Below are 22,370 nucleotides of genomic sequence, written 5' to 3'. Positions count from 1 at the left end.
GAGGGGCCGGCGCGGCGGGGGCAAAGCCCCCCCCGGCCCCCATCTCGCAGCCACCGCGCTTGACCATGGCGCCGCAATCGGCCACCCCTGGCCTGCCCCGCAACCCCAAGGCCCGCTATGACCCGCACCATCCTTGCCAATGCCCGCCTGATCCTGCCCGAGACCGTGACCCCCGGCGCGCTGGTGCTGGAGGACGGCGCCATCGCCGCGATCCAGCCGGGCAGCGCCGTGCCGGCCGGCGCGCTGGACATGCAGGGCGACTATCTTGCCCCCGGCATGGTCGAGCTGCATACCGACAACCTGGAACGCCACATCCGTCCCCGCCCCGGCGTGGACTGGCCCCATGCCGGGGCCATCCTGGCGCATGACGCCGAACTGGCGGGCTGCGGCATCACCACGGTCTTCGACGCCATGCGCGTGGGCTCGATCCCGAACGAGGGGCCAGACCAGGATTACGACAAATATGCCCGCGAACTGGCGCATGAACTGGCCGCGCTACGGGCTCGGGGGGCGCTGCGCATCAGCCATTTCCTGCACCTGCGCGCCGAGATCTGCTCGCAGACCCTGCTGGCGGAACTCGACGAGTTCGGCCCCGAGGACCGGGTCGGCATCATCAGCCTGATGGACCACACACCGGGCCAGCGCCAGTTCCGCGACATCTCGAAGCTCGCGCAATATGTGCAGGGCAAGTACAAGCTCTCGGACGCGGCCTTCGCCGAGCATGTCGCCCGGCTGCAGGATCTGCGCGCCCGCTTCGGCGACCGCCACGAGGCGGCGGCGGTCGAGATCGCGCACCGGCTGGGCGCGGTGCTGGCCAGCCATGACGACACCACGGCCGCACATGTCGCGCTTTCGGCCGGCCATGGCGTGCGGCTGGCCGAATTCCCGACCACGCCCGAGGCGGCGGCGGCCTGCCACGACCACGGTATCATGGTGATGATGGGGGCGCCGAACCTGATCCGCGGCGGCAGCCATTCCGGCAATGTCTCGGCGGCGGATCTGGCACGGGTTGGGCAGCTCGACATCCTGTCCTCGGATTACGTGCCCGCGGGGCTCCTGGCCGGGGCGCTGATCCTGGCGCGGATCTGGGACGACCTGCCGCGCGCCATGGCAAGCGTGACGGCCAACCCGGCCCAGGCGGCCGGATTGGCCGACCGCGGCCGCCTGGCGCCGGGGCTGCGCGCCGACCTGATCCGCTTTGCCATGCTGGACGAGGATACGCCGGTCATGCGCGAGACATGGGTGCGCGGGCGCCGGGTCTGAACCTTGCCGCGAACCTGCGAAAATTCGCAATTCCCTTGATCTGGATCAAGCCGTTGCGATCGGCGCCGGGCTAGCCATGCCCGGCCCAGAAGGAGTGCGAACCATGAGCTACAAGGCAAAGATCGACGAGATGCGCAGCGAATTGCGGGTGATGAACAAGGCCATCCCCGACGCCACCAAGGGCTTCGGCGCACTGTCCAAGGCGGTGCATGACGGCGGCGTGCTGGACGCCAAGACCAAGGAATTCATCGCCGTCGGCATGGCCATCGTCCAGCGCTGCGAGCCCTGCATCCTGCTTCATGTCGAGGCGCTGATGAAGGCCGGCGCCACGCGCGAGGAACTGGGCGACGTGTTGTCCATGGCGATCCAGATGAGCGGCGGGCCGGGCCTGATGTATGCCGGCCACGCGCTGGCCTGCTGGGACGAGCTGGCGGCGGGCTGATCCCGCCGCGCGGGACGCGCTCAGGTGATGACGTCGGGCGCATCCCGGCCGGTGCGGGCGCGGATGCCGGCGATTTCCTCGGCGGCGGCGACGATGCCTGCCAGCGCCTGTTGCGGATCGTCCTGCATCCGGGCGGGATCGGTCTCGACCCGCTCCAGGTAGACGCGCAGCGTCGCCCCCTCGGTGCCGGTGCCCGACAGGCGCAGCACGATGCGGCCGCCGCCCTCGGTCATGATGCGCAGGCCCTGCCCCTCGCTGCGCGAGCCGTCCACCGGGTCGTCATAGGCGAACTCGTCCGCCGCCTCGATCCGCAGCCCGGCCGCGGCCTGGCCCGGCAGATCGGCCAGACGCTCGCGCAGCGCCTGCATCAGCTCGGCCGCGGCCGCGGCATCCACCGCCTCATAGTCGTGGCGGGAATAGTAGTTGCGGCCGTATTTCGCCCAATGGTCGGCCATGATCCCGGCCACCGGCTGCCGGCGCTCGGCCAGCAGGTTCAGCCAGAACAGCACCGCCCAGAGCCCGTCCTTTTCCCGCACATGGTCCGAACCGGTGCCGGCGCTTTCCTCGCCGCAGAGCGTCGCCTTGCCGGCGTCGAGCAGGTTGCCGAAGAATTTCCAGCCGGTCGGCGTCTCGTAGCAGGCCAGGCCCAGGCGCTCGGCCACCCGGTCCAGCGCCCGCGAGGTCGGCATGGAGCGCGCCACGCCTTTCAACCCGCCGGCATAGGCCGGGACCAGCGTGGCGTTCGCAGCCAGCACCGCCAGGCTGTCCGAAGGCGTCACGTAGCAGTTGCGGCCGACGATCATGTTGCGGTCGCCGTCGCCATCCGAGGCGGCGCCGAAATCCGGCGCGTCCGGCCCGAACATCGCATCCATCAGATCCTTGGCCCAGATCGGGTTCGGGTCGGGATGGCCGCCGCCGAAATCGGGACTGGGAACGGCATTCACCACCGAGCCCGCGGGCGCGCCCAGCTCGCCTTCCAGGATCGCCCTGGCATAGGGGCCGGTGACCGCATGCATGGCGTCGAAGCGGATGCGGAAGCCGTCGGCGAACAGCGCGCGGATCTTGCCGAAATCGAAGATCGAGCGCATCAGCTCGGCATAATCGGCGACCGGGTCGACGACCTCGACCTCCATGCCGCCCAGGGCCTTGGTCCCCGGCGTGGCCAGGTCCACGTCCTGCGCGTCGAGGATGTGGTATTCGGCCAGGGTCTTGGTGGCCTCGAAGATCGCCTCGGTCACCGGCTCGGGGGCCGGGCCGCCATTGCCGATATTGTATTTGACGCCGAAATCCTCGGTCGGGCCGCCGGGATTGTGGCTGGCGGACATGATGATGCCGCCATCCGCCCCGCGCAGCCGGATCAGGTGCGAAGCGGCGGGGGTGGAAAGCAGCGCGTTCTGGCCGACGATCACCTTCTTCGCGCCGCTGGCCGCGGCCATGCGCAGGATGACCTGCGCGGCGCGGTCGCCGAAATAGCGCCCGTCGCCGCCCAGCACATAGGTCTTGCCCGCGGCGCCGCCGGTGCCGTTCCAGATCGCCTGCACGAAGTTTTCCAGGTAATGCGGCTGCATGAAGACCGAGGTCTTCTTGCGCAGGCCCGAGGTGCCGGGCTTTTGCCCCGCGATGGGCTGGGTCGGGACGGTGTGAACGGTCATGGACCTCTCCTTAGCGTTCGTGGTCGCGCATGATGCTGGCAGTCCGCGCGACCGAGGGCAATGCCGGGAAATCCCCGGCCGCCACCGGCAGGCGCAGCTGCCAGTTCGGATATTCGCCGACCGTGCCGGGCAGGTTCGGCTGGTCGGCCATGTCGAGCAGCAGCTCCGCCTGCACCGCCACCAGACGCGACGGCGTGCGGGCCAGGAAACCGTGCAGCGCGTCCAAGCCGGGATCGGGCAGCAGCCGGTCGAAGGCGACGACCTCCTCGGCGCGTTCTTGCTGCCCGGCGGCGGTTTCCTGCCCGGCGATGCCGGCGCGGGCAGCGATGTCGGCGCCACGCCGCCAGCCGCGCCAGGTCGGCAGGTCGTGGGTCGAGAAGCTGGCGATGGCGCCCTGGTCATAGGATTCGGCCGGGCGGAAGGCCGGCGGATGCCAGCCCTCGCGCTCGAACATCGCCACGCGGCAGCCGAGGATGCCGGAAGCCGCCAGCGCCTCGCGCAGGCCGTCGGGGATATTGCCCAGATCCTCGCCGACGAGCACCGCATTGCCGGCGCGCGCCGCCTCGATCCGGGCCACGGCCAGCATGGCATCGCGCGGCATGGCGACATAGGCGCCGGGGGCGGCGTCCGGCACCCAATAGGCGCGCTCGAAACCCAGGATGTGGTCGATGCGCAGCACGCCGGCGAATTGCAGCTGGCGGCGCAGGGTCTCGGCCAGCGGCGCATAGGCTTGGGCACGCAGACCCAAGGGGCTGAAGGGCGCGAGGCTCCAGTTCTGCCCCTGCGGGGCGAAAGCGTCGGGCGGCGCACCGAGCGAGGCGCCGAAGGCGAAGCTGGCACGGTCCTCCCAGGTCTCGGCGCCGAAGGGATGAGTGCCGACGGCGAGGTCGAGATAGAGCCCATGCGCCATGCCGCCGTCGCGCGCCGCCTGCCCGGCCGCCGCCAAGGCCCGCTCGGCCCGCCATTGCAGCCAGGCGTGAAAGCGCATCTCGCCGGCCAGATCGGCCCGCGCGGCGATGGCGGCGGGCGTGTCGGGCGAGGCGAGGGTCGCCGGCCAGTCGCCCCAGAAGGCCCCCAGCCGGGCCGAGAGCGCCTGATGCAGGGCAAAGCGTTGCAGGCCCTCGCCCTCCGCCGCCTGCCAGGCGTCGAAGGCCGGATCGCCGGGAAAGGCGTCGTATCCCGCCCGCAAGGCCGCCATGCGGGCGGGGATGTCGCGGGCATAGTCGATGCGCGGGCCGGGGGTGCCGGGGCCGCCGGGCAGGTGGATCACGTTCAGCCGCCGTCGATGCGAGGGGGTATAGGGGCTGGACAGCTGCGGCTCGGTCGGAAAGCCGGCATGGACCGGGTTGATGCCCAGGAATGCCGCCCCTTGCCGGCCCATCCCCTTGGCCAGCACCGCAAGGTCGGCATAGCTGCCGATCCCGGTTTCCGAAATGCCGTAGAGCGGCGCGGCCAGCCCCCAGCAGCGCGCCGGCCCCGGCAGGCGCGGCGGCGCGGCGAGCAGCGTATAGTCCCGGCCCCCGGCCCGCAGGCGGTGGATGCCCAGCGGCAGCACGGGCAGCGGGCCGTTCCCCTCGGCCTCGGTGCCGTCCTCGAAGGTCAGTTGCCAGTCGTCCAAGGCCAGGTCGGGGCGCGCGCCGGCAGCGCAGATCACATCCTGCGGCAGGCGGACGGCATGGTCGTCCAGCGCCGCCTGCGCCTCGGCCGCCGTGGGCACGGCAAGACCCATGGCGGCAAGCAGCGCCACCGCCGTCTCGACCGAGGTCTCGCGCCATTGCCCGGCAAGGTCGTGAAAGCCCGGCAGCACGCCCATGCGACCGGCCAGGGTCAGGCGCGGATCAGCCATGCTCGCGCTCCAGATCGAAGGCGAGGGTCGACTGGCCGTCCACCGCCAGCCGCTCGGCCTCGACCACATGCGGGGCCAGGTCGGGGCGGCTGGTATCCAGATGCAGCCGCCAGCGCCAGCCCTCGGGGCGCTCGGGCAGCACCACCTCCAGCGGCTCACCGTTGTTGAAGACCAGAAACAGCGCCTCCTCGCGCTGCGCATATTCGGGGGTGCCGGCGGCCATGCGCAGCTCGGCGCAAAGCACGCGCAGCTCGGGATTGCCCCAATCGGCCGGGGTCATCTGCGCGCCGTCCGGGCGCAGCCAGAACAGGTCGGGCAGCCCGTCGGTCAGGCGCGGGCGCGAATGCAGGAAACGTTTCTGCCGCAGGATCGGATGGGCGCGGCGAAAGGCGATGAGCTTGCGGGTGAAGTCCAGGAAGGCCGGGTCGGCACCCTGCCATTGCACCCAGCCGATCTCGTTGTCCTGGCAATAGGCGTTGTTGTTGCCCTGTTGCGAATTGCCCAGCTCGTCCCCGGCCAGCAGCATCGGCGTGCCCTGCGACAGAAGCAGCGTCGCCAGCAGGTTGCGCCGCCGCCGCGCGCGGGCGTCCCGGATCGCGGGGTCGTCGCTGGGCCCCTCGGCGCCCATGTTGTCCGAGAAATTCTCGGAATGGCCGTCGCGGTTCTCCTCGCCATTGGCCTGGTTGTGCTTTTCGGAATAGCTGACCACGTCCATCAGCGTGAAGCCGTCATGCGCGGTCAGGAAGTTCACCGAAGCCGTGGCGGGCCGGCCGGAATGGTCGAACTGCCGGGCGGAGCCCGCCATGCGGTCGGCCAACTCCGGCACCTGCCGCGCGTCGCCGCGCCAGAAGCGGCGGATGCCGTCGCGATACTTGTCGTTCCATTCCAGGAACGGCGGCGGAAAGCCGCCCAGCTGATAGCCGCCGGGACCGATGTCCCAGGGCTCGGCGATCAGCTTCACCCGCGTCAGCACCGGATCCTGCCGGATCGCGTCGAAGAACGAGGCGCTGCGGTCGAAGCCGCCACGAACCCGCCGGCCCAGCGTGGCGCAAAGGTCGAAGCGGAACCCGTCCACATGCATCACCTCGACCCAGTAGCGCAGGCTGTCCATGACCATGCGCAGCACCATCGGGTGATTGACGTTCAGCGTGTTGCCGGTGCCGGTGTCGTCGACGTAATGGCGCGGATCCTCCTGCAGCCGGTAATAGCTGCGATTGTCGAGGCCGCGGAAGCTGAGCGTCGGGCCAAGCTCGTTACCCTCGCCGGTGTGGTTGTAGACCACGTCCATGATGACCTCGATGCCGGCGGCATGCATGCGGGCGACCATATGCTGGAACTCGGCGATCTGGCCCTTGGCCAGATAGCGCGGATCGGGGGCGAAGAAGCCCAGCGTCTGGTAGCCCCAATAGTTCACCAGCCCCTTCTCCAGCAAGAAGCGGTCGTTGAGGAAGGCTTGCGCCGGCAAGAGCTCCAGCGCGGTGATGCCCAGGGCTTGCAGATGCTCCAGCACAGGGTCCGAGGCGAGGCCCAGGAAGGTGCCGCGATGCGGGACATCAGGGTGCAGTTGCGTCAGGCCCTTGACATGGGCCTCGTAGATCACCGTCTCGGCGATGTCGCGGCGCGGCGGCTGGTCGGGGCCCCAGGCGAAGGAGGGATCCTCGACCACGCAGCGCGGCATGAAGCGGGCGCTGTCGCGGCGGTCGAAGCTCAGGTCGGCCTCGGGCGCACCGACCGTATAGCCCATCAGCGCATCGTGCCAGACCAGATGCCGGGTCAGCCGCTTGGCATAGGGATCGAGAAGCAGCTTGTGATAGTTGAAGCGGTGCCCCTCGGAGGGCGCATAGGGACCGTCGGCGCGCAGCCCGTAAAGCTGGCCGGGGCGCAGGCCGGGGACATAGCCGTGCCAGACGTCGCCGTCGCGTTCCGGCAGGTCCAGCCGGTACGTCTCGGTCCGGCCGTCGGGGGAAAACAGGCACAGCGTCACCCGGCGCGCATGTTCCGAGAACACGGCGAAGTTCACGCCCTCGCCGTCGAAGGTGGCGCCCAGCGGTTCCGCCCGGCCCTCGAAGATGCGCAGCCCGGTCATCAGGCGGCCATCGCCCCGAACAGCTCGGCATAGGCGCGGGCCGAGGCGTCCCAGCCGACCGGATGCGCCATGGCGTTTTCCGTCATCCGTCGCCACACGGCAGGCTGGCGCCAGAGCGCGCAGAGCCGCGACAGCGCCCGGGACAGCGCCCGGGCATCGACCGGGTGGAATTGCACCCCGGTCGCCACGCCCGCAGCCAGCCCCGCCGCCGAGGCGTTGATGACGGTATCGGCCAGCCCGCCGGTCAGCGCCACCAGCGGCAGGGTGCCGAAGCGCAGCCCGTAAAGCTGCGTCAGCCCGCAGGGCTCGAAGCGCGAGGGCACCAGGATGGCGTCGCCGCCGGCGATCATGCGGCGCGACAGCGGCTCGTCATAGCCCAGCCGCAGCGCGACGCCGGGGTGGCGGGCGGCAGCCTGGGAAAAGGCCGCTTCCAGCCCAGGATCGCCCGATCCCAGCACCGCAAGCTGGCCGCCGTTCTCCAGCAGCGCCGGCAGCGCCTCGATCAAGAGGTCCAGCCCCTTCTGCCCGGTCAGGCGCGAAACGACGACGCAAAGCGGCCCTTCGGCCTCGGGCAGGCCGAATTCCTTGCGCAGCGCGGCGCGATGCGGCGCCTTGCCCTCGGGCGCGGCATAGGGCGGCGTCCAGGCATCCAGGTCGATGCCGTTCAGGATGCCGGTGAAATCGCCGGCGCGGTCGGCCAGCACCCCCTCCATCCCCATGCCGAATTCCGGGGTCATCAGCTCTTCGGCATAGGTCGGGCTGACGGTCGAGACCTTGTCGGCAAAGACGATTCCCGCCTTCAGCGCCGAGATCCGGCCCCAATATTCGAAGCCGCGCGGGTTGAAGAGATGCGCCGGCAGTTGCAGCGCCGAGAGCATATGCGCCGGCGCCAGGCCCTGGAAGGCAATGTTGTGGATGGTCAGCAGCGTTCGCACGTCCCGCACCCCGGCCTGGCGCAGATAGACCGGGGTCAGGCCGGCCTGCCAGTCGTGCAGGTGCAGCACCTGCGGGCGCCAGTCCTCGATCCCCTCGGCGGCGATCAGCGCGGCGGCCTTGCAAAGCGCGGCGAAACGCTGCGGATTGTCGGGCCAGTCGCGGCCGTCCGGCCCCAGATAGATGCCGCCCTGCCGGTCGAAAAGATGCGGCGCGTCCAGGATGTAAAGCACCGCATCCCCCAGTGCGCCGCGCCGGATGCGGGCCGGGCCGCCGAACAGCTCCGGGATCTCGCGCACGGCCGGCGCCTTGGCCGCGGCCCCCAGCACCGCCGGATAGCCGGGCAGCAACACCCGCATCCCGACCCCGTGCCCGGCCAGCGCCGCCGGCAGCGCCCCGGCCACATCGGCCAGCCCGCCGGTCTTGACCAGCGGCACGCATTCCGAGGCGACGGACAGAACCCTCATACGGACAAGACCCTCATAAAGACGCTTCCCTTCGATCCAGCATGTCCTGCGTGATCAGCGTGACGCCGCCTTCCGAGACGCGGAACCATTTCGCGTCCTCGTCGGGGTCTTCGCCGACGACCAGCCCTTCGGGGATTCTGACGGCGCGGTCAATGACCACATTGGTCAAACGCGCGTGTCGGGCGACATTGGCATAGGGCAACACCACCGCGCGCTCCAGGCTGGAATAGGAATTGGTATGGACCTGGGTGAACAACAGCGACTCGCGGATCTCGCTGCCCGAGATGATGCAGCCGCCCGAGATCAGCGAGCTGACGGCGCTGCCGCGGCGGTCGGGCTCGTCATGGATGAACTTGGCGGGCGGCACCAGCTCGGAATAGGTCCAGATCGGCCAGTCGCGGTCCCAGAGGTTCAGGTCGGGGTTGAAGTCGGTCAGGTCGATATTCGCCCGCCAGAAGGCGTCGACCGTGCCCACGTCGCGCCAATAGACCGGATCGCCGTCCGAGCGCACGCAGCTGTCGGCGAAGCGATGCGCCTGCGCCTTGCCGTTCCTGACGATCTGCGGGATCAGGTCGTTGCCGAAATCATGGCTGGAATTGTCGTCCTGCATGTCGCGGATCAAGAGGTCGCGCAGGAAGTCCCAGCGGAACACATAGATGCCCATCGAGGCCAGCGTCACCTCGGGATCATCCGGCGTGCCGGGCGGATCGGCGGGCTTTTCCAGGAAGCTGGTGATGACGTCCTTGCCGTCCACCGCCATGACGCCGAAGGCCGAGGCCTCGGCCCGCGGCACGGTCAGGCAGCCGATGGTCACGTCCGCACCCGCCTCGACATGGTGGCGGATCATCAGTTCGTAATCCATCTTGTAGATATGATCGCCGGCCAGGATCAGCACGTAATCGACGCCGTAGCTGTCGATGATGTCAATGTTCTGCGCCACCGCATCGGCCGTGCCGCGATACCACATCGATTCGTCGTAACGCTGGGACGCGGGCAGGATGTCGAGGAACTCGTTGCGCTCGGCGCGAAAGAAGTTCCAGCCGCGCTGGACATGGCGGATCAGGCTGTGGGCCTTGTATTGCGTAGCCAGCGCCATCTTGCGGATGCCCGAGTTCAGCGCGTTCGACAGCGCGAAATCGATGATCCGCGACTTGCCGCCGAAATAGACCGCGGGCTTCACGCGCTTGTCGGTCAGTTCGCGCAGGCGCGAGCCGCGGCCGCCGGCCAGAATGAAGGCCATGGATCGTCTGGAAAGCCTTTCCTCACGCGGTGCCATCTCTCTGCCCTCTCCCTTTTTGCCCGGCGCGCGGGTGTGGTTGCTATGATGTCGTCCTGTCGTCCTTGATGAAAATCAGCGTCGAAAGCGGCGGCAGCACCAGGTCGGCATGGGCGGGCTGGCCGTGGCTTTCGCCCGGCAGGGCGGTGACGCGGCCCAGATTGCCGCGCCCGGCCCCGCCATAGACCTCGGCATCGGTGTTCAGCACCTCGCGCCACAGGCCCGGCTGCGGAAAGCCCATGCGCCAGCCGCTGCGCTCGACCGGGGTGAAGTTGCAGACCACCACCACCGCGGCATCGCCCGGACCACCGCGCCGGATCCAGGCATAGATGGAATGCGCGGCGTCATTGGCCTCGATCCACTGGAAGCCGGCGCCGTCGCAATCCTTCGCGTAAAGCGCGGGGGTCGCGCGATAGATGGCGTTCAGGTCGCGCACCAGCAATTGCATGCCGTAATGCAGCGGGTTGCCGATGCAGGCCCAGTCGATCTCGGCATCGTGGTTCCATTCCGAGCCTTGGGCGAATTCCTGGCCCATGAACAGCAGCTTCTTGCCCGGATGGCCCCACATGAAGCCGTAATAGGCGCGCAGGTTGGCGAATTTCTCCCATTCGCTGCCGGGCATCTTGGCCAGCATCGAGCCCTTGCCGTGCACCACCTCGTCATGGCTGATCGGCAGGATGAAATTCTCGGAAAAGGCGTAATGCAGGCCGAAGGTCATCTGGTGGTGATGGTGCTTGCGATGGATCGGCTCGCGCCGGATATAATCCAGCGTGTCGTTCATCCAGCCCATGCTCCACTTGAAGCCGAAGCCCAGGCCGCCTTCATGCACCGGCCGCGAGACCTTGGGGTAGCTGGTCGATTCCTCGGCCACGGTCATGATGCCCGGTTCCTCGCCATAGGTCAGGCGGTTCATCTCCTGCAGCATGGCGATGGCTTCGTAATTCTCGCGCCCGCCGTCCTTGTTGGGGATCCATTGCCCCTCGGCACGGGAATAGTCGCGATAGAGCATCGAGGCCACCGCATCCACCCGCAGCCCGTCGAGGTGGTACTCCCGAAGCCAATAAAGCGCGTTCGAGGTCAGGTAGTTCATCACCTCGCTGCGGCCGTAATTGTAGATCAGCGTGTTCCAGTCCTGGTGAAAGCCCTCGCGCGGGTCGGCATGCTCGTAAAGCGCGGTGCCGTCGAACTGCACCAGCCCGTGCGGATCGGTCGGGAAATGGCCGGGCACCCAGTCGAGGATCACCCCCAGCCCCGCCTTGTGCGCAGCGTTCACCAGGTCGCGGAACTCGTGCGGCGGGCCGAAGCGGATGGTCGGCGCGAACAGCCCGACCGGCTGGTAGCCCCATGAGCCGTCAAAGGGGTATTCGCTGATCGGCAAGAGCTCGATATGGGTGAAGCCCATGTCGCGGGCGTAATCGACCAGCTCCACCGCCGCCTCGCGGTATGAGATCGGCCGGCCGCCGTCCTTCCTGCGCCAGCTGCCCAGATGCACCTCGTAGATCGAGATCGGGCGGTCGATGCGCTGCGCCGCGGCCCGCGTGCCCATCCAGCCCTGGTCCGACCAGCCATAGCCCGCGATGTCGCGCACCACCGAGGCGGTGGCCGGCGGGTGCTGGGCGCCGAAGCCGACTGGGTCGGCCTTTTGCGCCAGCCCGCCATAGGCGCCGAGGATCTCGTATTTATAGGCGGTGCCCTCGCCCAGGCCGGGCATGAAGATCTCCCATACGCCGGTCGCGCCGCGGCGGCGCATGACATGGCGCCGCCCGTCCCAGGCGTTGAAATCCCCGATCAGCGAGACACGGCGGGCATTGGGCGCCCAGACCGCGAAATGCGTGCCGGCCGTGCCCTGATGCTCGATCACATGCGCGCCGAGCGCCTGCCAGAGCCGCCGGTGCCGGCCTTCGCCCAGCAGGTATTCGTCAAGCTCGCCCAAGACCGGGCCGAAGCGATAGGCATCCTCGACCAGCCATTCCTCGCCGTCGCGGCGCCCGCGCAAGAGATAGGGTTCCGCGCCCGGCACCTTGCCGTGGAACAGGCCCGGACAGCCCTCGACCGGCGCCAGCGGATGCGCCTTGCCGCCGACCATGGCCGCCAGTTCCTGAGCGCCGGGATCGAAGGCGGTGACATGGCGCAAGCCCCCCCGCGGATGCGGACCAAGGACCGCGAAGGGATCGTCGAAGCGCCCCTCGGCGATGCGGGCCAGCACCGCGGGGTCGGCGACTTCATTGGGGTCGATCTGCGCCATGGTTCCCCCCCTTGCGGCGTCACTCCTGCCCGAGCAGGCTTTTCACGTTCCAGATGTCCTGCATATAGCCGCGGATGGTGCGATCCGACGAGAACCAGCCCGAGCGCGCCACGTTCAGCGCCGCCATGCGCGTCCATTCCGCGCGGTTGGCATAGGCAAAATCCACCTCGCGCTGCGCCCGCCAGTAATCGGCGAAATCCGAGGCGACCAGGAAGTAATCCGCCCCCGTCAGGTTCTCGACGATATTGGCATAGCGGTCCGGCTCGCCGGGGCTGAAGGCACCGCTGCGGATCGCCTCGACGGCGCGCTTGAGGCGCGGATCGGCGGCGACCGCGCAGGCGGCATGGTCGGGGACGGCGCGGCGGGCCTCGGCCTCCTCGGCGGTCAGGCCGAACAGGAAGAAGTTCTCGGGCCCCACCAGTTCGCGGATCTCGACATTGGCGCCGTCCAGCGTGCCGATGGTCGGCGCGCCGTTCAGCGCGAATTTCATGTTGCCGGTGCCCGACGCCTCCTTGCCGGCCGTCGAGATCTGCTCGGACAGGTCGGCGGCCGGGATCAGCCGCTCGGCCAGCGTCACGTTGTAGTTGGGCAGATAGAGGATCTGCAGCTTCTCCTTCGTGGCCGCGTCGGCATTGATGACGGCAGCGACGTCGTTGATCAGCCGGATGATGTCCTTGGCAAAGAAATAGCCCGGCGCCGCCTTGCCGCCAAAGATCTTGACCCGCGCCGTCCAGTCCGCGGACGGGTTCTCGCGCATCTCCTGCCACAGGGCGATGGCTTCCAGGATGTTCAGGTGCTGGCGCTTGTATTCGTGGATGCGCTTGATCTGCACGTCGAACAGCGCCTGCGGATCCAGCATCACGCCATGGTCGCGGGCGATCCAGCCGCTCAGATCGGCCTTGTTGGCGGCCTTCACGGCGGCGAATTCCTCCAGCCAGCCGGCATCGGCGACATGGGGCTCCAGCGCCTGCAACTGCTCCAGATCGCCCACCCAACCGTCGCCGATGGTCCGGGTGATCAGCCGCGCCAGGCGCGGGTTGCAGCCCAAAAGCCAGCGCCGCGGCGTGACGCCGTTGGTCTGGTTCACGATGCGGTCGGGCCAGATGCGGTGCTGGTCGGCAAAGACCGTGGTCTTCATCAGCCCGGTATGCAGCGCCGAGACGCCGTTCACGCGGTTCGACAGGATGAAGGACAGCTCGCCCATTCGCACCTTGCCGTCGCCGCGCGCGGTGTTGCGGCGGTCGGGATGTGCGCGGGCATCCTCGGCGTCGATGCGGTCGATGATCTGCAGATGCCGCGGCAGCAGGTCGCCGAAAAGCCCCTCGCCCCAGCTTTCCAGCGCCTCGGGCAAGAGCGTGTGGTTGGTGTAGTTCACGCAAGCCCTGGTGATCGCCAGCGCCTCGTCGAAGGGCAGGCCGCGTTCGTCATGCAGGATGCGCAGCAGCTCCGGCCCGGCGATGGCGGGATGGGTATCGTTCAGCTGGATCGCCACCTTCTGCGGCAACAGGCGCAGGTCGGCATGCTCGGCCTCGAAGCGGCGCAGGATGTCGCGAATCGAGGCGGCCGAGAAGAAATATTCCTGCGTCAGCCGCAGCCGCTTGCCCTTTTCGGTCGAATCCTCGGGATAAAGCACGCGCGAGATGGTGCGCGCCAGCGCCTCGGCCTCGGCCGCAGCGGCGAAATCGCCGGCATTGAAGCGGGCCAGGTCGAAGGGATCGACCGCCCGTCCGGCCCAGAGCCGCAGCGTATTGGCCCAGGCGCCGCGCCAGCCGATGACCGGGATGTCATAGGCTTCGGATTGCACGAAGCTTTCGGGTTCCCAGACCGCGCGGCCGTCGCGGGTCGCGACCCGGCCGCCGAGACCCAGGACAAAACGCGCCTCGGGGCGTTCGAACTGCCAGACGAAGGGCTGTTCCAGCCAGTCCTCGGGCGATTCCATCTGCCGCCCTTCGGCAAAGCTCTGGCGAAACAGCCCGTGCTCGTAGCGGATGCCATAGCCATAGGCCGGGCAACCCAGCGTGGCGAGCGATTCCATGAAACAGGCCGCCAGCCGGCCCAGGCCGCCATTGCCCAATGCCGCGTCGGGCTCGTCCAGCAGCACGCCGCGCCAGTCGAGGCCGAAGCTTTCCACCGCCTCCTGTGCCTCGTCGGCCAGTTGCAGGTTGACGATATTGTCCTGAAGCAGCCGGCCGATCAGGAATTCCATCGACAGGTAATAGACCCGCTTGGCATCGGCGCGATAGGTGGCGCGGGTCGATGCCATCCAGCGATCCACGATGCGGTCGCGCACCGCATGGCTCAGCGCCAGCCGCCAGTCGAAAAGCTGCGCGTGGTCGGGATCCTTGCCCAGCGTATAGGTCAGGTGCCACAGGATCGCGTCGCGGAAATCGCTTTGGGGCATGTCGTCCCTGGCCATGGATCACCCTTTGTCGGCACACCCGTATCCTTTCGGGTCATCTCTTGGCTTAAGGCATCCGTGATCGAAAGCAAGCGGTTGGGAGAAAATTCTGTTAGCGTTAACCGGCGCGGGCAATATCGCGCCGAAACCCGGCGCGGGACGCCGGAAACACCCGCCCCTGCCGCATTGTGCGCTGCAGGATTGCGCCAAACCGGGCAAGGGCCGCATGTTCTGCGGCCCCTTGGCCGGTCAGAAATCCAGGCCCAGGTCCAGGGTGCGCGCCGAATGGGTCAGCGCGCCGACCGAGATGTAATCCACCCCCGTCGCCGCCACCTCGGCCACGCGAGCCAGCCGCATGTTGCCCGAGGCTTCCAGCACCACCCGGCCCTGGGCCATGGCCACCGCCTCGCGCAGCGCGGCCGTTTCCATGTTGTCCAGCAGCACGACATCGGCGCCGCCCTCCTCCAGCACCTCTGCAAGCTGGTCGAGCCGGTCCACCTCGATCTCGACCCGCATCATATGCGAGGCGCGGGCCTTGACGGCTTGCAGCACCGGCCGGATGCCGCCCGCCGCGGCGATGTGGTTGTCCTTGATCAGGATCGCGTCCGACAGGCTGAAGCGATGGTTGAAGCCGCCGCCATGCAGCACCGCCTGCTTCTCGACCAGCCGCAGGCCGGGGGTGGTCTTGCGGGTGCAGGTGATGCGCGCCTTCGTCCCCGCCGTCTCGGCCACGAATGCCGCCGTCTGGGTGGCGATGCCGGACAGCCGGCCGGCAAAGTTCAGCGCCACCCGCTCGGCCGAGAGGATCGAGGCCGCCTCGCCCTCGATCTCGGCCAGCGTGTCGCCGGGCTGGAAACGGCTGCCATCGGCATGGTGCAACCGACAGTCCAGCGCGGGGTCGATCAGCCGAAAGGCGATGGCCGCCAGTTGCATGCCAGAGGCCACGCCCGCCTCGCGCGCCACGATCCGCGCCCGGTAGCGGGTGCCGGCCGGGATCACCGTGCGGGTGGTGATGTCGCCATAGGTGCCCAGATCCTCGGTCAGCGCGGCCCGGACCAGCGGTTCCATGATCATCTCGGGCAGCGGTGGCATCTCGGTCATGTCGTCTCCGGTTCAAGCGAGGCGCGCAGGGCCAGCGCCTGCGAAAGCGTCAGGCGCGAGCGGCGGCCCTCGGGCAGGGTCTGCGGGAAATCGGTGCGGCAATGCGCGCCGCGGCTTTCCTGCCGCATCAGCGCCGCGGCGGCGATCAGCGTGGCGGTGGCGGTCATGTTCAGCAGCGCCGGGCAATCGGGCTGCGCCGCCTCGATGGCGGCGATCTCGCGCAGGCAGCGGGTCAGGCCCCCGGCATCGCGCAAGACGCCCGCCCCCTCGGTCATGGCGCGGCGCAGGCGGGCGACCAGCGCCGGATCGGGCACCGGGCCGGGCGGCAGGTCGGGCAGCACGATTTCGGGCGCGTCCTGCACCGGCCCCAGCCGCGCCGCGATGGACAGCGCGCAGCGGCGGGCATAGACCAGCGCCTCCAGAAGCCCGTTCGAGGCCAGCCGGTTGGCGCCATGCAGCCCGGTCGAGCTCGCCTCGCCACAGACCCAGAGCCGGTCGAGGCTGGCGCGGCCGTCGCTGTCCACCGCCACGCCGCCCATGTGGTAATGCGCTGCCGCCGCCACCGGGATCGGCTCGCGCGTCGGGTCGATCCCGGCCCGCGCACAGGCCCCCGCCACGGCCGGAAACTCGGTCAGAATGCGGTCGCCCAGGCAGGCGCGGGTATCCAGCATCGGTCGCAGCCCGGCCTGGCTTTGTGCATAGATGGCGCGCGCCACCACGTCGCGCGGCGCCAATTCGGCATCGGGATGCACCGCCGGCATGAAGCGTTCGCCCAGGCGGTTGACCAGATGTGCGCCCTCGCCGCGCAGCGCCTCGGTGGCCAGCGGCGCCGGATCCTCGCCGCAATCGATGGCGGTGGGATGGAACTGCACGAATTCCGCATCGGCGATCTCGGCCCCGGCCCGCGCCGCCATGCCGATCACCTGGCCGCGGATGCGCGGCGGATTGGTGGTCAGCGCGTAAAGCCCGCCCGAGCCGCCGCCGGCCAGCAGCACCGCCGGCGCCCGGATCAGCAGCGGCGCCGAGCCCTGCGGGCCGGAAAGCGCCACCTCGACCCCCGCGACCCTGCCGTCCTCGACCCGCAGCCCGGTGGCCATCACCCCCTCCAGCACCTGCACCGAGGGGGCCTCGCGCAGGCAGGCGACCAGCGCGCGCATGATCTCGGCCCCGGCCTGGTCACCGCGCACCCGCACGACGCGGGCGAAGCTGTGCGCCGCCTCGCGCGACAGCACATAGCCGCCATCCGGCTTGCGGTCGAAAGGGGTGCCGAGCCGGGTCAGGTCCAGGATATGCGCCCGCGCCTCCTCCGTGACCAGCGCCGCGATGGCGGGATCGACGGTGCCGGCGCCGGCGCGGAGCGTGTCGCGGGCATGGGCTTCGGTGCTGTCGGCCGGGTCCATGGCCGCCGCCACCCCGCCCTGCGCCCAGGCCGAGCTTGCGCCCTGGCCCAGCACCTCGGGCGAGATCATCAGCACCGGGCGCGGCGCCAGTTTCAGCGCCGCGTAAAGCGCACCCAGGCCGGCGCCCACAATGACGACGCGGCCGGTCGAAACCTCGCGCACCTCAGGCTGCCAGACGCTGCGACAGGTCGATCATGCGCTGCACCGCCAGCCGGGCGCGATCGGCGACCTGGGGATCGACCTCGACCACACCGGTCATGGTGTGCAGCGACCAGAGCACCTTCTCCAGCGTGATCTTCTGCATGTAGGGGCACATGTTGCAGGGTCCGAGGAACTCGACCTCGGGATTGGCGTCCGAGATGTTCGAGGCCATCGAGCATTCCGTGACCAACATCACCTGCTTCGGCCGCTCGGCCTCGACCCAGTCCTGGATATTGGCGGTCGAGCCGGCATAATCGGCTTCGGCCACCACCTCGGGCGGGCATTCGGGATGGGCGATGATCTTCAGCCCCGGATTCCAGTCGCGGAAGTCGCGCAGATCCTGCGCCGTGAACTGCTCGTGCACGATGCAGGCGCCGTCCCACCAGACGATGCGCTTTTGCGGCACCTTGTTCGCCACATTCTGCGCCAGCCATTTGTCCGGCGTCATGATGATCGTGTCGGCATCCAGCGCCGCCACGATCTGCGCCGCATTCGCGCTGGTGCAGCAGATGTCCGAGGCGGCCTTCACCTCGGCGGTGGTGTTGACATAGCTGACCACCGGCGCGCCCGGGTAACGCGCGCGCATCTGGGCGATGCCCTCGGCGGTGATGCTTTCGGCCAGCGAGCAGCCGGCCTCCATGTCGGGCATCAGCACCGTCTTTTGCGGGTTCAGGATCTTCGAGGTCTCGGCCATGAAATGCACGCCGCATTGCACGATCACCTGCGCCTCGACCTTGGTCGCGGCGATGGCCAGCGCCAGGCTGTCGCCCACCACGTCGGAAATGCCGTGATAGATCTGCGGCGTCATGTAGTTATGCGCCAGCACCACGGCATTGCGTTCCTTTTTCAGCTTGTTGATCGCTGCGACATAGGGGGCGTGGATCGCCCAGTCCGGCCAGGGCATGACGCGGCCCATCCGGGCATGGACATCCGCCATGCGCTCGGCCAGCTCGAGCGAGGGCTCGAGATCGTAATGCGAGCCCAGCTCGCTGCGGATGGTCGTCAGATCGAGCATTCGGTCCCCCCACTCTGCCCGCGTCGCAGTCACCCCGGATATAATGCGCCGGGCCCCCGATACCAGAGCCCCGGGCCTGTGAGTCGCGGTTCCTAACCCATGGATGACGCTCGGGCAACGCAAATGCTAAGCTGCGCCAAAAGGACAAGCCGCCTTGCCGGCCCCTGACGTCTGGACCTCGGGCCGTCCTGCGGTAAAAATGAACAGTAAAGTGATCGGGTTCAGGCCATGAAAGAGTTCCAAGACAGTTCCCCGGTGCCGCCCAGCCTGCGAAACCTCCAGATCCTGGAAGCCCTGGCCCGCGAGGCGCGCCCGATGACCGCGACCGAGATCAATGCCAGCCTGGGCCTGCCCAAGCCCACCATCCACCGCCTGGTCGCCAATCTGGAGCAAGAGGGCTACCTGTCGCGCCAGCTCGACGGGCGCAGCTACCTGCCCGGCCTCAAGCTGCGCCAGATGATGCTGGGCGTCATGCATGCCTGCCAATACGACCTGCCGCGCCACGACGTGCTGGTGCGGCTTTTCACCGCCGTGGGCGAGACCTGTTCGATCTCGATCCCCGAAGGCGACACGCTGGTCTATGTGGACCGCGTCGAGACGAACTGGCCCCTGCGGCTGGTGATCCAGCTGGGCACCCGCGTGCCGCTGCATGCCACCGCGGCCGGCAAGGTCTGCCTGGCCTTCATGAACCCGCAAAGCGTCGAGCATTTCCTGCGCCATGCCCGGCTGCATCCGCATACGCCGAACACCTTCGTCTCGGCCGAAAGCCTGCGCGAGGAACTGGCGCGGGTGCGCGAACAGGGCCATGCCATCGACGACCAGGAATTCATTCCCGGCATGGTCGGGATCTCGGTCCCGGCGCTGGATGGGCGCGGCCGGGTTCTGGCCGCCGTGACCTTCCACGCGCCGGTGCAGCGCATGTCGCTGGAAACGGCGATGACGCATCTGCCGGCGCTGAAGCGCGCGGCAAGCGAACTGGCCGACCTGGCCTGACCGGTTCAGCCGGCCCAGGTGGCGGGGATCAGCCCGCGCAGCGCATTGCCGACCCACAGCCGGACATGGGGCAGATCCCCGGCCAGCAGCAATTCCTCGCGGCAGGTGCCCTCGGCCAGCATCCCGGCGCGCAGCACGCCCGGCAGAAGCCCGCAGGACAGCGGCGGGGTGCGCAGCCCCTGGCCGCGGTCGAAGAAGACCGTGGTGATGGTGCCGTCGCAGACCTCGCCGCGCTCGTTCAGGAAGACCGCCTCCTCGACCCCCTCGGGCAGCGCGGCGCGGGCGGCGTCGTAATGCGCCCGCCGCGTGGTCTTGAGCCTGAGCCAGGGATCGACCGAATTGAGCCGCGTACCGGCCAGCGCCAGCCGCCATTGCGGGCGCGACTGCGGCAGGGGCGCGCGCGTCACCTCGATCCGCCCGGCGCGGTCCAGCGTCAGCCGCAACCGCGCAGGCTGGCCCGCAGGCCCGACCAGAGCGGCGCGGGCGGCCTGCGCGTCGCAGGACCAGCCCAGCGTCCGCGCCCCCGCCGCCAGCCGCGCCAGATGCCCCGCGATCCGCGGGCAGCCGGTGCCGTCCCACAGCACCGTCTCGATCAGCCGCAGTTCGGGATCGTCAGATCCTGCGCGTAGCGGGCTTTCCATAGCGCCTCCTCCCATTCGCCTTCCGCGGTCGAATCCTGCACCACGCCGCCGCCGACATTCAGCGTGACCTCGCCATCCGGCCAGACCGACAGCGTGCGGATCGCCACCGAGAAGCAGGCCGCACCGTCCGGGGCCATCCAGCCGATGGCGCCGCAATAGACCCCGCGCGGGAACGGCTCGACCTCGCGGATGATCTGCATGGCGCGGATCTTGGGCGCGCCGGTGATCGAGCCGCAGGGAAACAGCGCCCGCAGCAGCGCGCCCAGTTCCGCCGGACGCTCCAGTTGGCCCACCACGCGCGAGCTCATCTGGTGGACGGTGGCAAAGCTGTCTACGGCGAAAAGCTCGGGCACCCGCACCGAGCCCACGCGCGAGAGGCGGGCGATGTCGTTGCGCAGCAGGTCGACGATCATCAGGTTCTCGGCCCGGTTCTTTTCCGATGCCGCCAGCCCCGCCGCCAGGGCCGCGTCGCGCGCCGGATCGGGGTCGCGCGGCGCGGTGCCCTTCATCGGCCGCGCCTCGATCCGGCCCTGCGCATCGAGGCGGAAGAACAGCTCGGGCGAGCGCGAGACCACCACCGGCCCCTGCCCCAGCTCGGCATAGGCCCCGAAACCGACCGGCTGGCGCACGGCCAGCGCGGCGTAAAGCTGCAGCGCCGAGCCGGAGATCAGGCGCGAGCCGATGGGAAAGGTCAGGTTGATCTGGTAGCAGTCGCCGGCCGCGATATAGTCGCGGGTGCGGGCAAAGGCCGCCGCGTAATCCTGCGGCGAGATCATGGGCTCCAGCGGCGCCAGCCGGGCCGCGCCTGGCGCGGGCAACAGCGGCGCCGGCTCGGGCGCGTCATGGACGGCGAAGGCCATGAGCGGCGTGCGCCGGTCCGCCGGCATCTCGCGCGCCAGCACCGGCTCCAGCGCATAGCCCAGCTCATAGGACAGGTAGCCCGCGATCCAGGCCCCCTGCCGGCGCCGGGCCTCGAGATGGTCGAGCGCAGAGGCCACATCCTCGGGCCCGGTCACCACCAGCACTTCCCGCGGATCCCGGAACAGGACCGGCTTGCCGTCAGGACCGAATTCGCAAAGGATCACGCGCGCCTCCATTCTCGCCGCGCGGGGTAGCATAGGCGGGGCGGCGCGAACAATGGCCGGCACGGGACCGGCGCGACAATGGCGCGGAATGCCGGGGTCCGCGGTGCCTAGAGAGCCAGCGCCACCCAGGCGCCGTTGCGCTTGCTGGAGCGCAGGCAGGCATCGACGAAAGCCACGCCCTCCAGCCCCTCGCGGATGCCGGGAAAGGTCGCCGCCGGGTCCGGAACCGCCCCGTCGCGACGGGCTAGGATGGCGCGCGCCGCCTCGGCATAGATATTCGCGAAACCCTCAAGATAGCCCTCGGGGTGGCCGGCGGGAATGCGGGTCAGGCGCGCGGCCTCAAGCCCCGTGCCGGCGCCGCCGCGCGACAGCCGGTAGCGCGGCCGGCCCAGCGGCGTGACCCACAGGGCATTCGGCTCTTCCTGCGCCCATTCGATGCCGGCGCGGCTGCCATAGACCCGCAGCCGCAGCGCGTTCTCGCAGCCCGAGGCGACCTGCGAACACCACAGCATCCCGCGCGCCCCGCCGCGATAGCGCAAGAGCACATGGCCGTTGTCATCGACCGCCCGGCCCGGCACGAAGCTTTGCAGATCGGCGGCCAGCGCCTCCAACTCCAGCCCGGTCACGAAGCCGGCCAGGTTGAAGGCATGGGTGCCGATGTCGCCGATGGCCCCGCCCGCACCGGATTGCGCCGGGTCGGTGCGCCAGCCCGCCTGCTTGTTGCCCGCCTGCTCGATGGGCTCGGCCAGCCAGTCCTGCGCGTATTCGACCTGCACCAGCCGGATCTCGCCCAGTTCGCCCGCCAGGGTCATGGCGCGGGCCTGCCGCACCATCGGATAGCCGGTATAGTTGTGGGTCAGCACGAACAGTGCGTCCGAATCCGCTGCGGCCCCGGCCAGCTTGCGCGCCTCGGGCAGGGTCGCGGTCAGGGGCTTGTCGCAGATGACATGGATGCCGCGCTTCAGGAAGGCGCGGGCGACGGGGGCGTGCAGGTGGTTCGGGGTGACGATGGCCACCGCCTCGATCCCGTCCTTGCGCCGCGCCTCGCGCATCGCCATCTGCGCGAAATCGCCATAGGCGCGGCCCACGCCCAGCTCCGCCGCCGAGGCCGCGCTTTTCTCGGGCGTCGAGGAAAAGCAGCCCGCGACCAGCTCATACTGGTCGTCGATACGCGCGGCGATGCGATGCACGGCACCGATGAAGGCGCCTTGCCCGCCGCCGACCATGCCAAGGCGGATGCGGGGCACGCGGCGGGCCTGCGCGGGAACGGTCTGGGTCATGCCATGCTCCTTGCAAGATGTCCGGCGGCGGCAGGGAGGAGAGGGC

16 protein-coding genes are annotated in these 22,370 nt (G+C 69.4%); 3 read left to right on the top strand and 13 right to left on the bottom strand.

Features of this window, described 5'->3' with window-relative positions; all coding sequences use genetic code 11:
• Window positions 1-117: 117 nt before the first annotated feature.
• Window positions 118-1,263: an alpha-D-ribose 1-methylphosphonate 5-triphosphate diphosphatase gene (locus ACNKFW_RS14160; protein WP_147429078.1), complete on the top strand. Its 1,146-nt coding sequence runs from the start codon at window positions 118-120 to the stop codon at window positions 1,261-1,263.
• Between the two features lie 103 nt (window positions 1,264-1,366).
• Window positions 1,367-1,705, top strand: coding sequence for a carboxymuconolactone decarboxylase family protein (locus ACNKFW_RS14155; protein ID WP_147429079.1), 339 nt, complete (start codon window positions 1,367-1,369; stop codon window positions 1,703-1,705).
• 20 nt (window positions 1,706-1,725) lie between these two features.
• Here the strand turns inward: ACNKFW_RS14155 and ACNKFW_RS14150 are convergent, their stop codons facing one another.
• The 10 genes from ACNKFW_RS14150 to nadA all read right to left on the bottom strand — a co-directional run bounded on the left by ACNKFW_RS14150 (window position 1,726) and on the right by nadA (window position 18,325).
• Entirely contained in the window at window positions 1,726-3,357 is a 1,632-nt protein-coding gene (locus ACNKFW_RS14150; protein WP_147429080.1) for an alpha-D-glucose phosphate-specific phosphoglucomutase, read from the bottom strand.
• Window positions 3,358-3,367: 10 nt separating this feature from the next.
• Window positions 3,368-5,203: a 4-alpha-glucanotransferase gene (locus ACNKFW_RS14145; protein ID WP_147429081.1), complete on the bottom strand. Its 1,836-nt coding sequence runs from the start codon at window positions 5,201-5,203 to the stop codon at window positions 3,368-3,370.
• Window positions 5,196-7,289, bottom strand: coding sequence for a glycogen debranching protein GlgX (glgX, locus tag ACNKFW_RS14140; RefSeq protein WP_147429082.1), 2,094 nt, complete (start codon window positions 7,287-7,289; stop codon window positions 5,196-5,198). The genes ACNKFW_RS14145 and glgX overlap by 8 nt, the downstream gene beginning before the upstream one ends.
• Complete coding sequence (glgA, locus tag ACNKFW_RS14135; protein ID WP_147429083.1) at window positions 7,289-8,689, bottom strand: glycogen synthase GlgA; 1,401 nt, start codon at window positions 8,687-8,689, stop codon at window positions 7,289-7,291. Before glgA ends, glgX begins: the two co-directional genes overlap by 1 nt.
• A gap of 13 nt (window positions 8,690-8,702) precedes the next feature.
• The gene (gene glgC / locus ACNKFW_RS14130) at window positions 8,703-9,929 is read right to left on the bottom strand and encodes a glucose-1-phosphate adenylyltransferase (RefSeq protein ID WP_024842525.1); all 1,227 of its coding nucleotides are present in this window, start codon (window positions 9,927-9,929) and stop codon (window positions 8,703-8,705) included.
• Between the two features lie 79 nt (window positions 9,930-10,008).
• Window positions 10,009-12,210, bottom strand: a complete 2,202-nt coding sequence (gene glgB / locus ACNKFW_RS14125; RefSeq protein ID WP_147429084.1) for a 1,4-alpha-glucan branching protein GlgB — start codon at window positions 12,208-12,210, stop codon at window positions 10,009-10,011.
• Between the two features lie 19 nt (window positions 12,211-12,229).
• Entirely contained in the window at window positions 12,230-14,626 is a 2,397-nt protein-coding gene (locus ACNKFW_RS14120; protein ID WP_147429085.1) for a glycogen/starch/alpha-glucan phosphorylase, read from the bottom strand.
• 231 nt (window positions 14,627-14,857) lie between these two features.
• Complete coding sequence (nadC, locus tag ACNKFW_RS14115) at window positions 14,858-15,709, bottom strand: carboxylating nicotinate-nucleotide diphosphorylase (protein WP_147429086.1); 852 nt, start codon at window positions 15,707-15,709, stop codon at window positions 14,858-14,860.
• A complete protein-coding gene (locus ACNKFW_RS14110; RefSeq protein ID WP_418025480.1) occupies window positions 15,706-17,271 on the bottom strand; it encodes an L-aspartate oxidase in 1,566 nt (521 codons plus the stop codon). The genes nadC and ACNKFW_RS14110 overlap by 4 nt, the downstream gene beginning before the upstream one ends.
• Window position 17,272: 1 nt before the next feature.
• Complete coding sequence (gene nadA / locus ACNKFW_RS14105) at window positions 17,273-18,325, bottom strand: quinolinate synthase NadA (RefSeq protein ID WP_147429088.1); 1,053 nt, start codon at window positions 18,323-18,325, stop codon at window positions 17,273-17,275.
• A gap of 228 nt (window positions 18,326-18,553) precedes the next feature.
• Here nadA and ACNKFW_RS14100 point away from each other — a divergent pair, with 228 nt between their 5' ends.
• On the top strand, window positions 18,554-19,318 hold the full coding sequence (locus ACNKFW_RS14100) for an IclR family transcriptional regulator (RefSeq protein WP_147429089.1): 765 nt from the start codon (window positions 18,554-18,556) through the stop codon (window positions 19,316-19,318).
• Window positions 19,319-19,323: 5 nt separating this feature from the next.
• Here ACNKFW_RS14100 and ACNKFW_RS14095 read toward each other — a convergent pair whose 3' ends face one another.
• The 3 genes from ACNKFW_RS14095 to ACNKFW_RS14085 form a co-directional block, all read right to left on the bottom strand.
• Window positions 19,324-19,959: an aminotransferase class IV family protein gene (locus ACNKFW_RS14095; protein ID WP_147429090.1), complete on the bottom strand. Its 636-nt coding sequence runs from the start codon at window positions 19,957-19,959 to the stop codon at window positions 19,324-19,326.
• Window positions 19,911-21,044, bottom strand: coding sequence for an aminodeoxychorismate synthase component I (locus tag ACNKFW_RS14090; protein ID WP_167521687.1), 1,134 nt, complete (start codon window positions 21,042-21,044; stop codon window positions 19,911-19,913). The genes ACNKFW_RS14095 and ACNKFW_RS14090 overlap by 49 nt, the downstream gene beginning before the upstream one ends.
• A 107-nt stretch (window positions 21,045-21,151) precedes the next feature.
• Complete coding sequence (locus ACNKFW_RS14085; RefSeq protein ID WP_147429092.1) at window positions 21,152-22,324, bottom strand: Gfo/Idh/MocA family protein; 1,173 nt, start codon at window positions 22,322-22,324, stop codon at window positions 21,152-21,154.
• Between the last annotated feature and the right edge of the window lie 46 nt (window positions 22,325-22,370).

It is taken from the genome of Paracoccus sp. TD-10, assembly GCF_048270675.1.
GTDB lineage: Bacteria > Pseudomonadota > Alphaproteobacteria > Rhodobacterales > Rhodobacteraceae > Paracoccus > Paracoccus pantotrophus.
This window is presented reverse-complemented; position numbering and strand designations above follow the sequence as displayed.

Bases quoted from the DNA above. Each gene is read 5' to 3' on its own strand.
- nadA (WP_147429088.1), bottom strand. From the start codon at position 18,325: ATGCTCGATCTGACGACCATCCGCAGCGAGCTGGGCTCGCATTACGAT.
- ACNKFW_RS14145 (WP_147429081.1), bottom strand. From the start codon at position 5,203: ATGGCTGATCCGCGCCTGACCCTGGCCGGTCGCATGGGCGTGCTGCCG.
- ACNKFW_RS14100 (WP_147429089.1), top strand. From the start codon at position 18,554: ATGAAAGAGTTCCAAGACAGTTCCCCGGTGCCGCCCAGCCTGCGAAAC.
- glgA (WP_147429083.1), bottom strand. From the start codon at position 8,689: ATGAGGGTTCTGTCCGTCGCCTCGGAATGCGTGCCGCTGGTCAAGACC.
- ACNKFW_RS14095 (WP_147429090.1), bottom strand. From the start codon at position 19,959: ATGGAAAGCCCGCTACGCGCAGGATCTGACGATCCCGAACTGCGGCTG.
- nadC (WP_147429086.1), bottom strand. From the start codon at position 15,709: ATGACCGAGATGCCACCGCTGCCCGAGATGATCATGGAACCGCTGGTC.
- ACNKFW_RS14120 (WP_147429085.1), bottom strand. From the start codon at position 14,626: ATGGCCAGGGACGACATGCCCCAAAGCGATTTCCGCGACGCGATCCTG.
- glgX (WP_147429082.1), bottom strand. From the start codon at position 7,289: ATGACCGGGCTGCGCATCTTCGAGGGCCGGGCGGAACCGCTGGGCGCC.
- ACNKFW_RS14160 (WP_147429078.1), top strand. From the start codon at position 118: ATGACCCGCACCATCCTTGCCAATGCCCGCCTGATCCTGCCCGAGACC.
- ACNKFW_RS14085 (WP_147429092.1), bottom strand. From the start codon at position 22,324: ATGACCCAGACCGTTCCCGCGCAGGCCCGCCGCGTGCCCCGCATCCGC.
- glgB (WP_147429084.1), bottom strand. From the start codon at position 12,210: ATGGCGCAGATCGACCCCAATGAAGTCGCCGACCCCGCGGTGCTGGCC.
- ACNKFW_RS14155 (WP_147429079.1), top strand. From the start codon at position 1,367: ATGAGCTACAAGGCAAAGATCGACGAGATGCGCAGCGAATTGCGGGTG.
- ACNKFW_RS14150 (WP_147429080.1), bottom strand. From the start codon at position 3,357: ATGACCGTTCACACCGTCCCGACCCAGCCCATCGCGGGGCAAAAGCCC.
- glgC (WP_024842525.1), bottom strand. From the start codon at position 9,929: ATGGCCTTCATTCTGGCCGGCGGCCGCGGCTCGCGCCTGCGCGAACTG.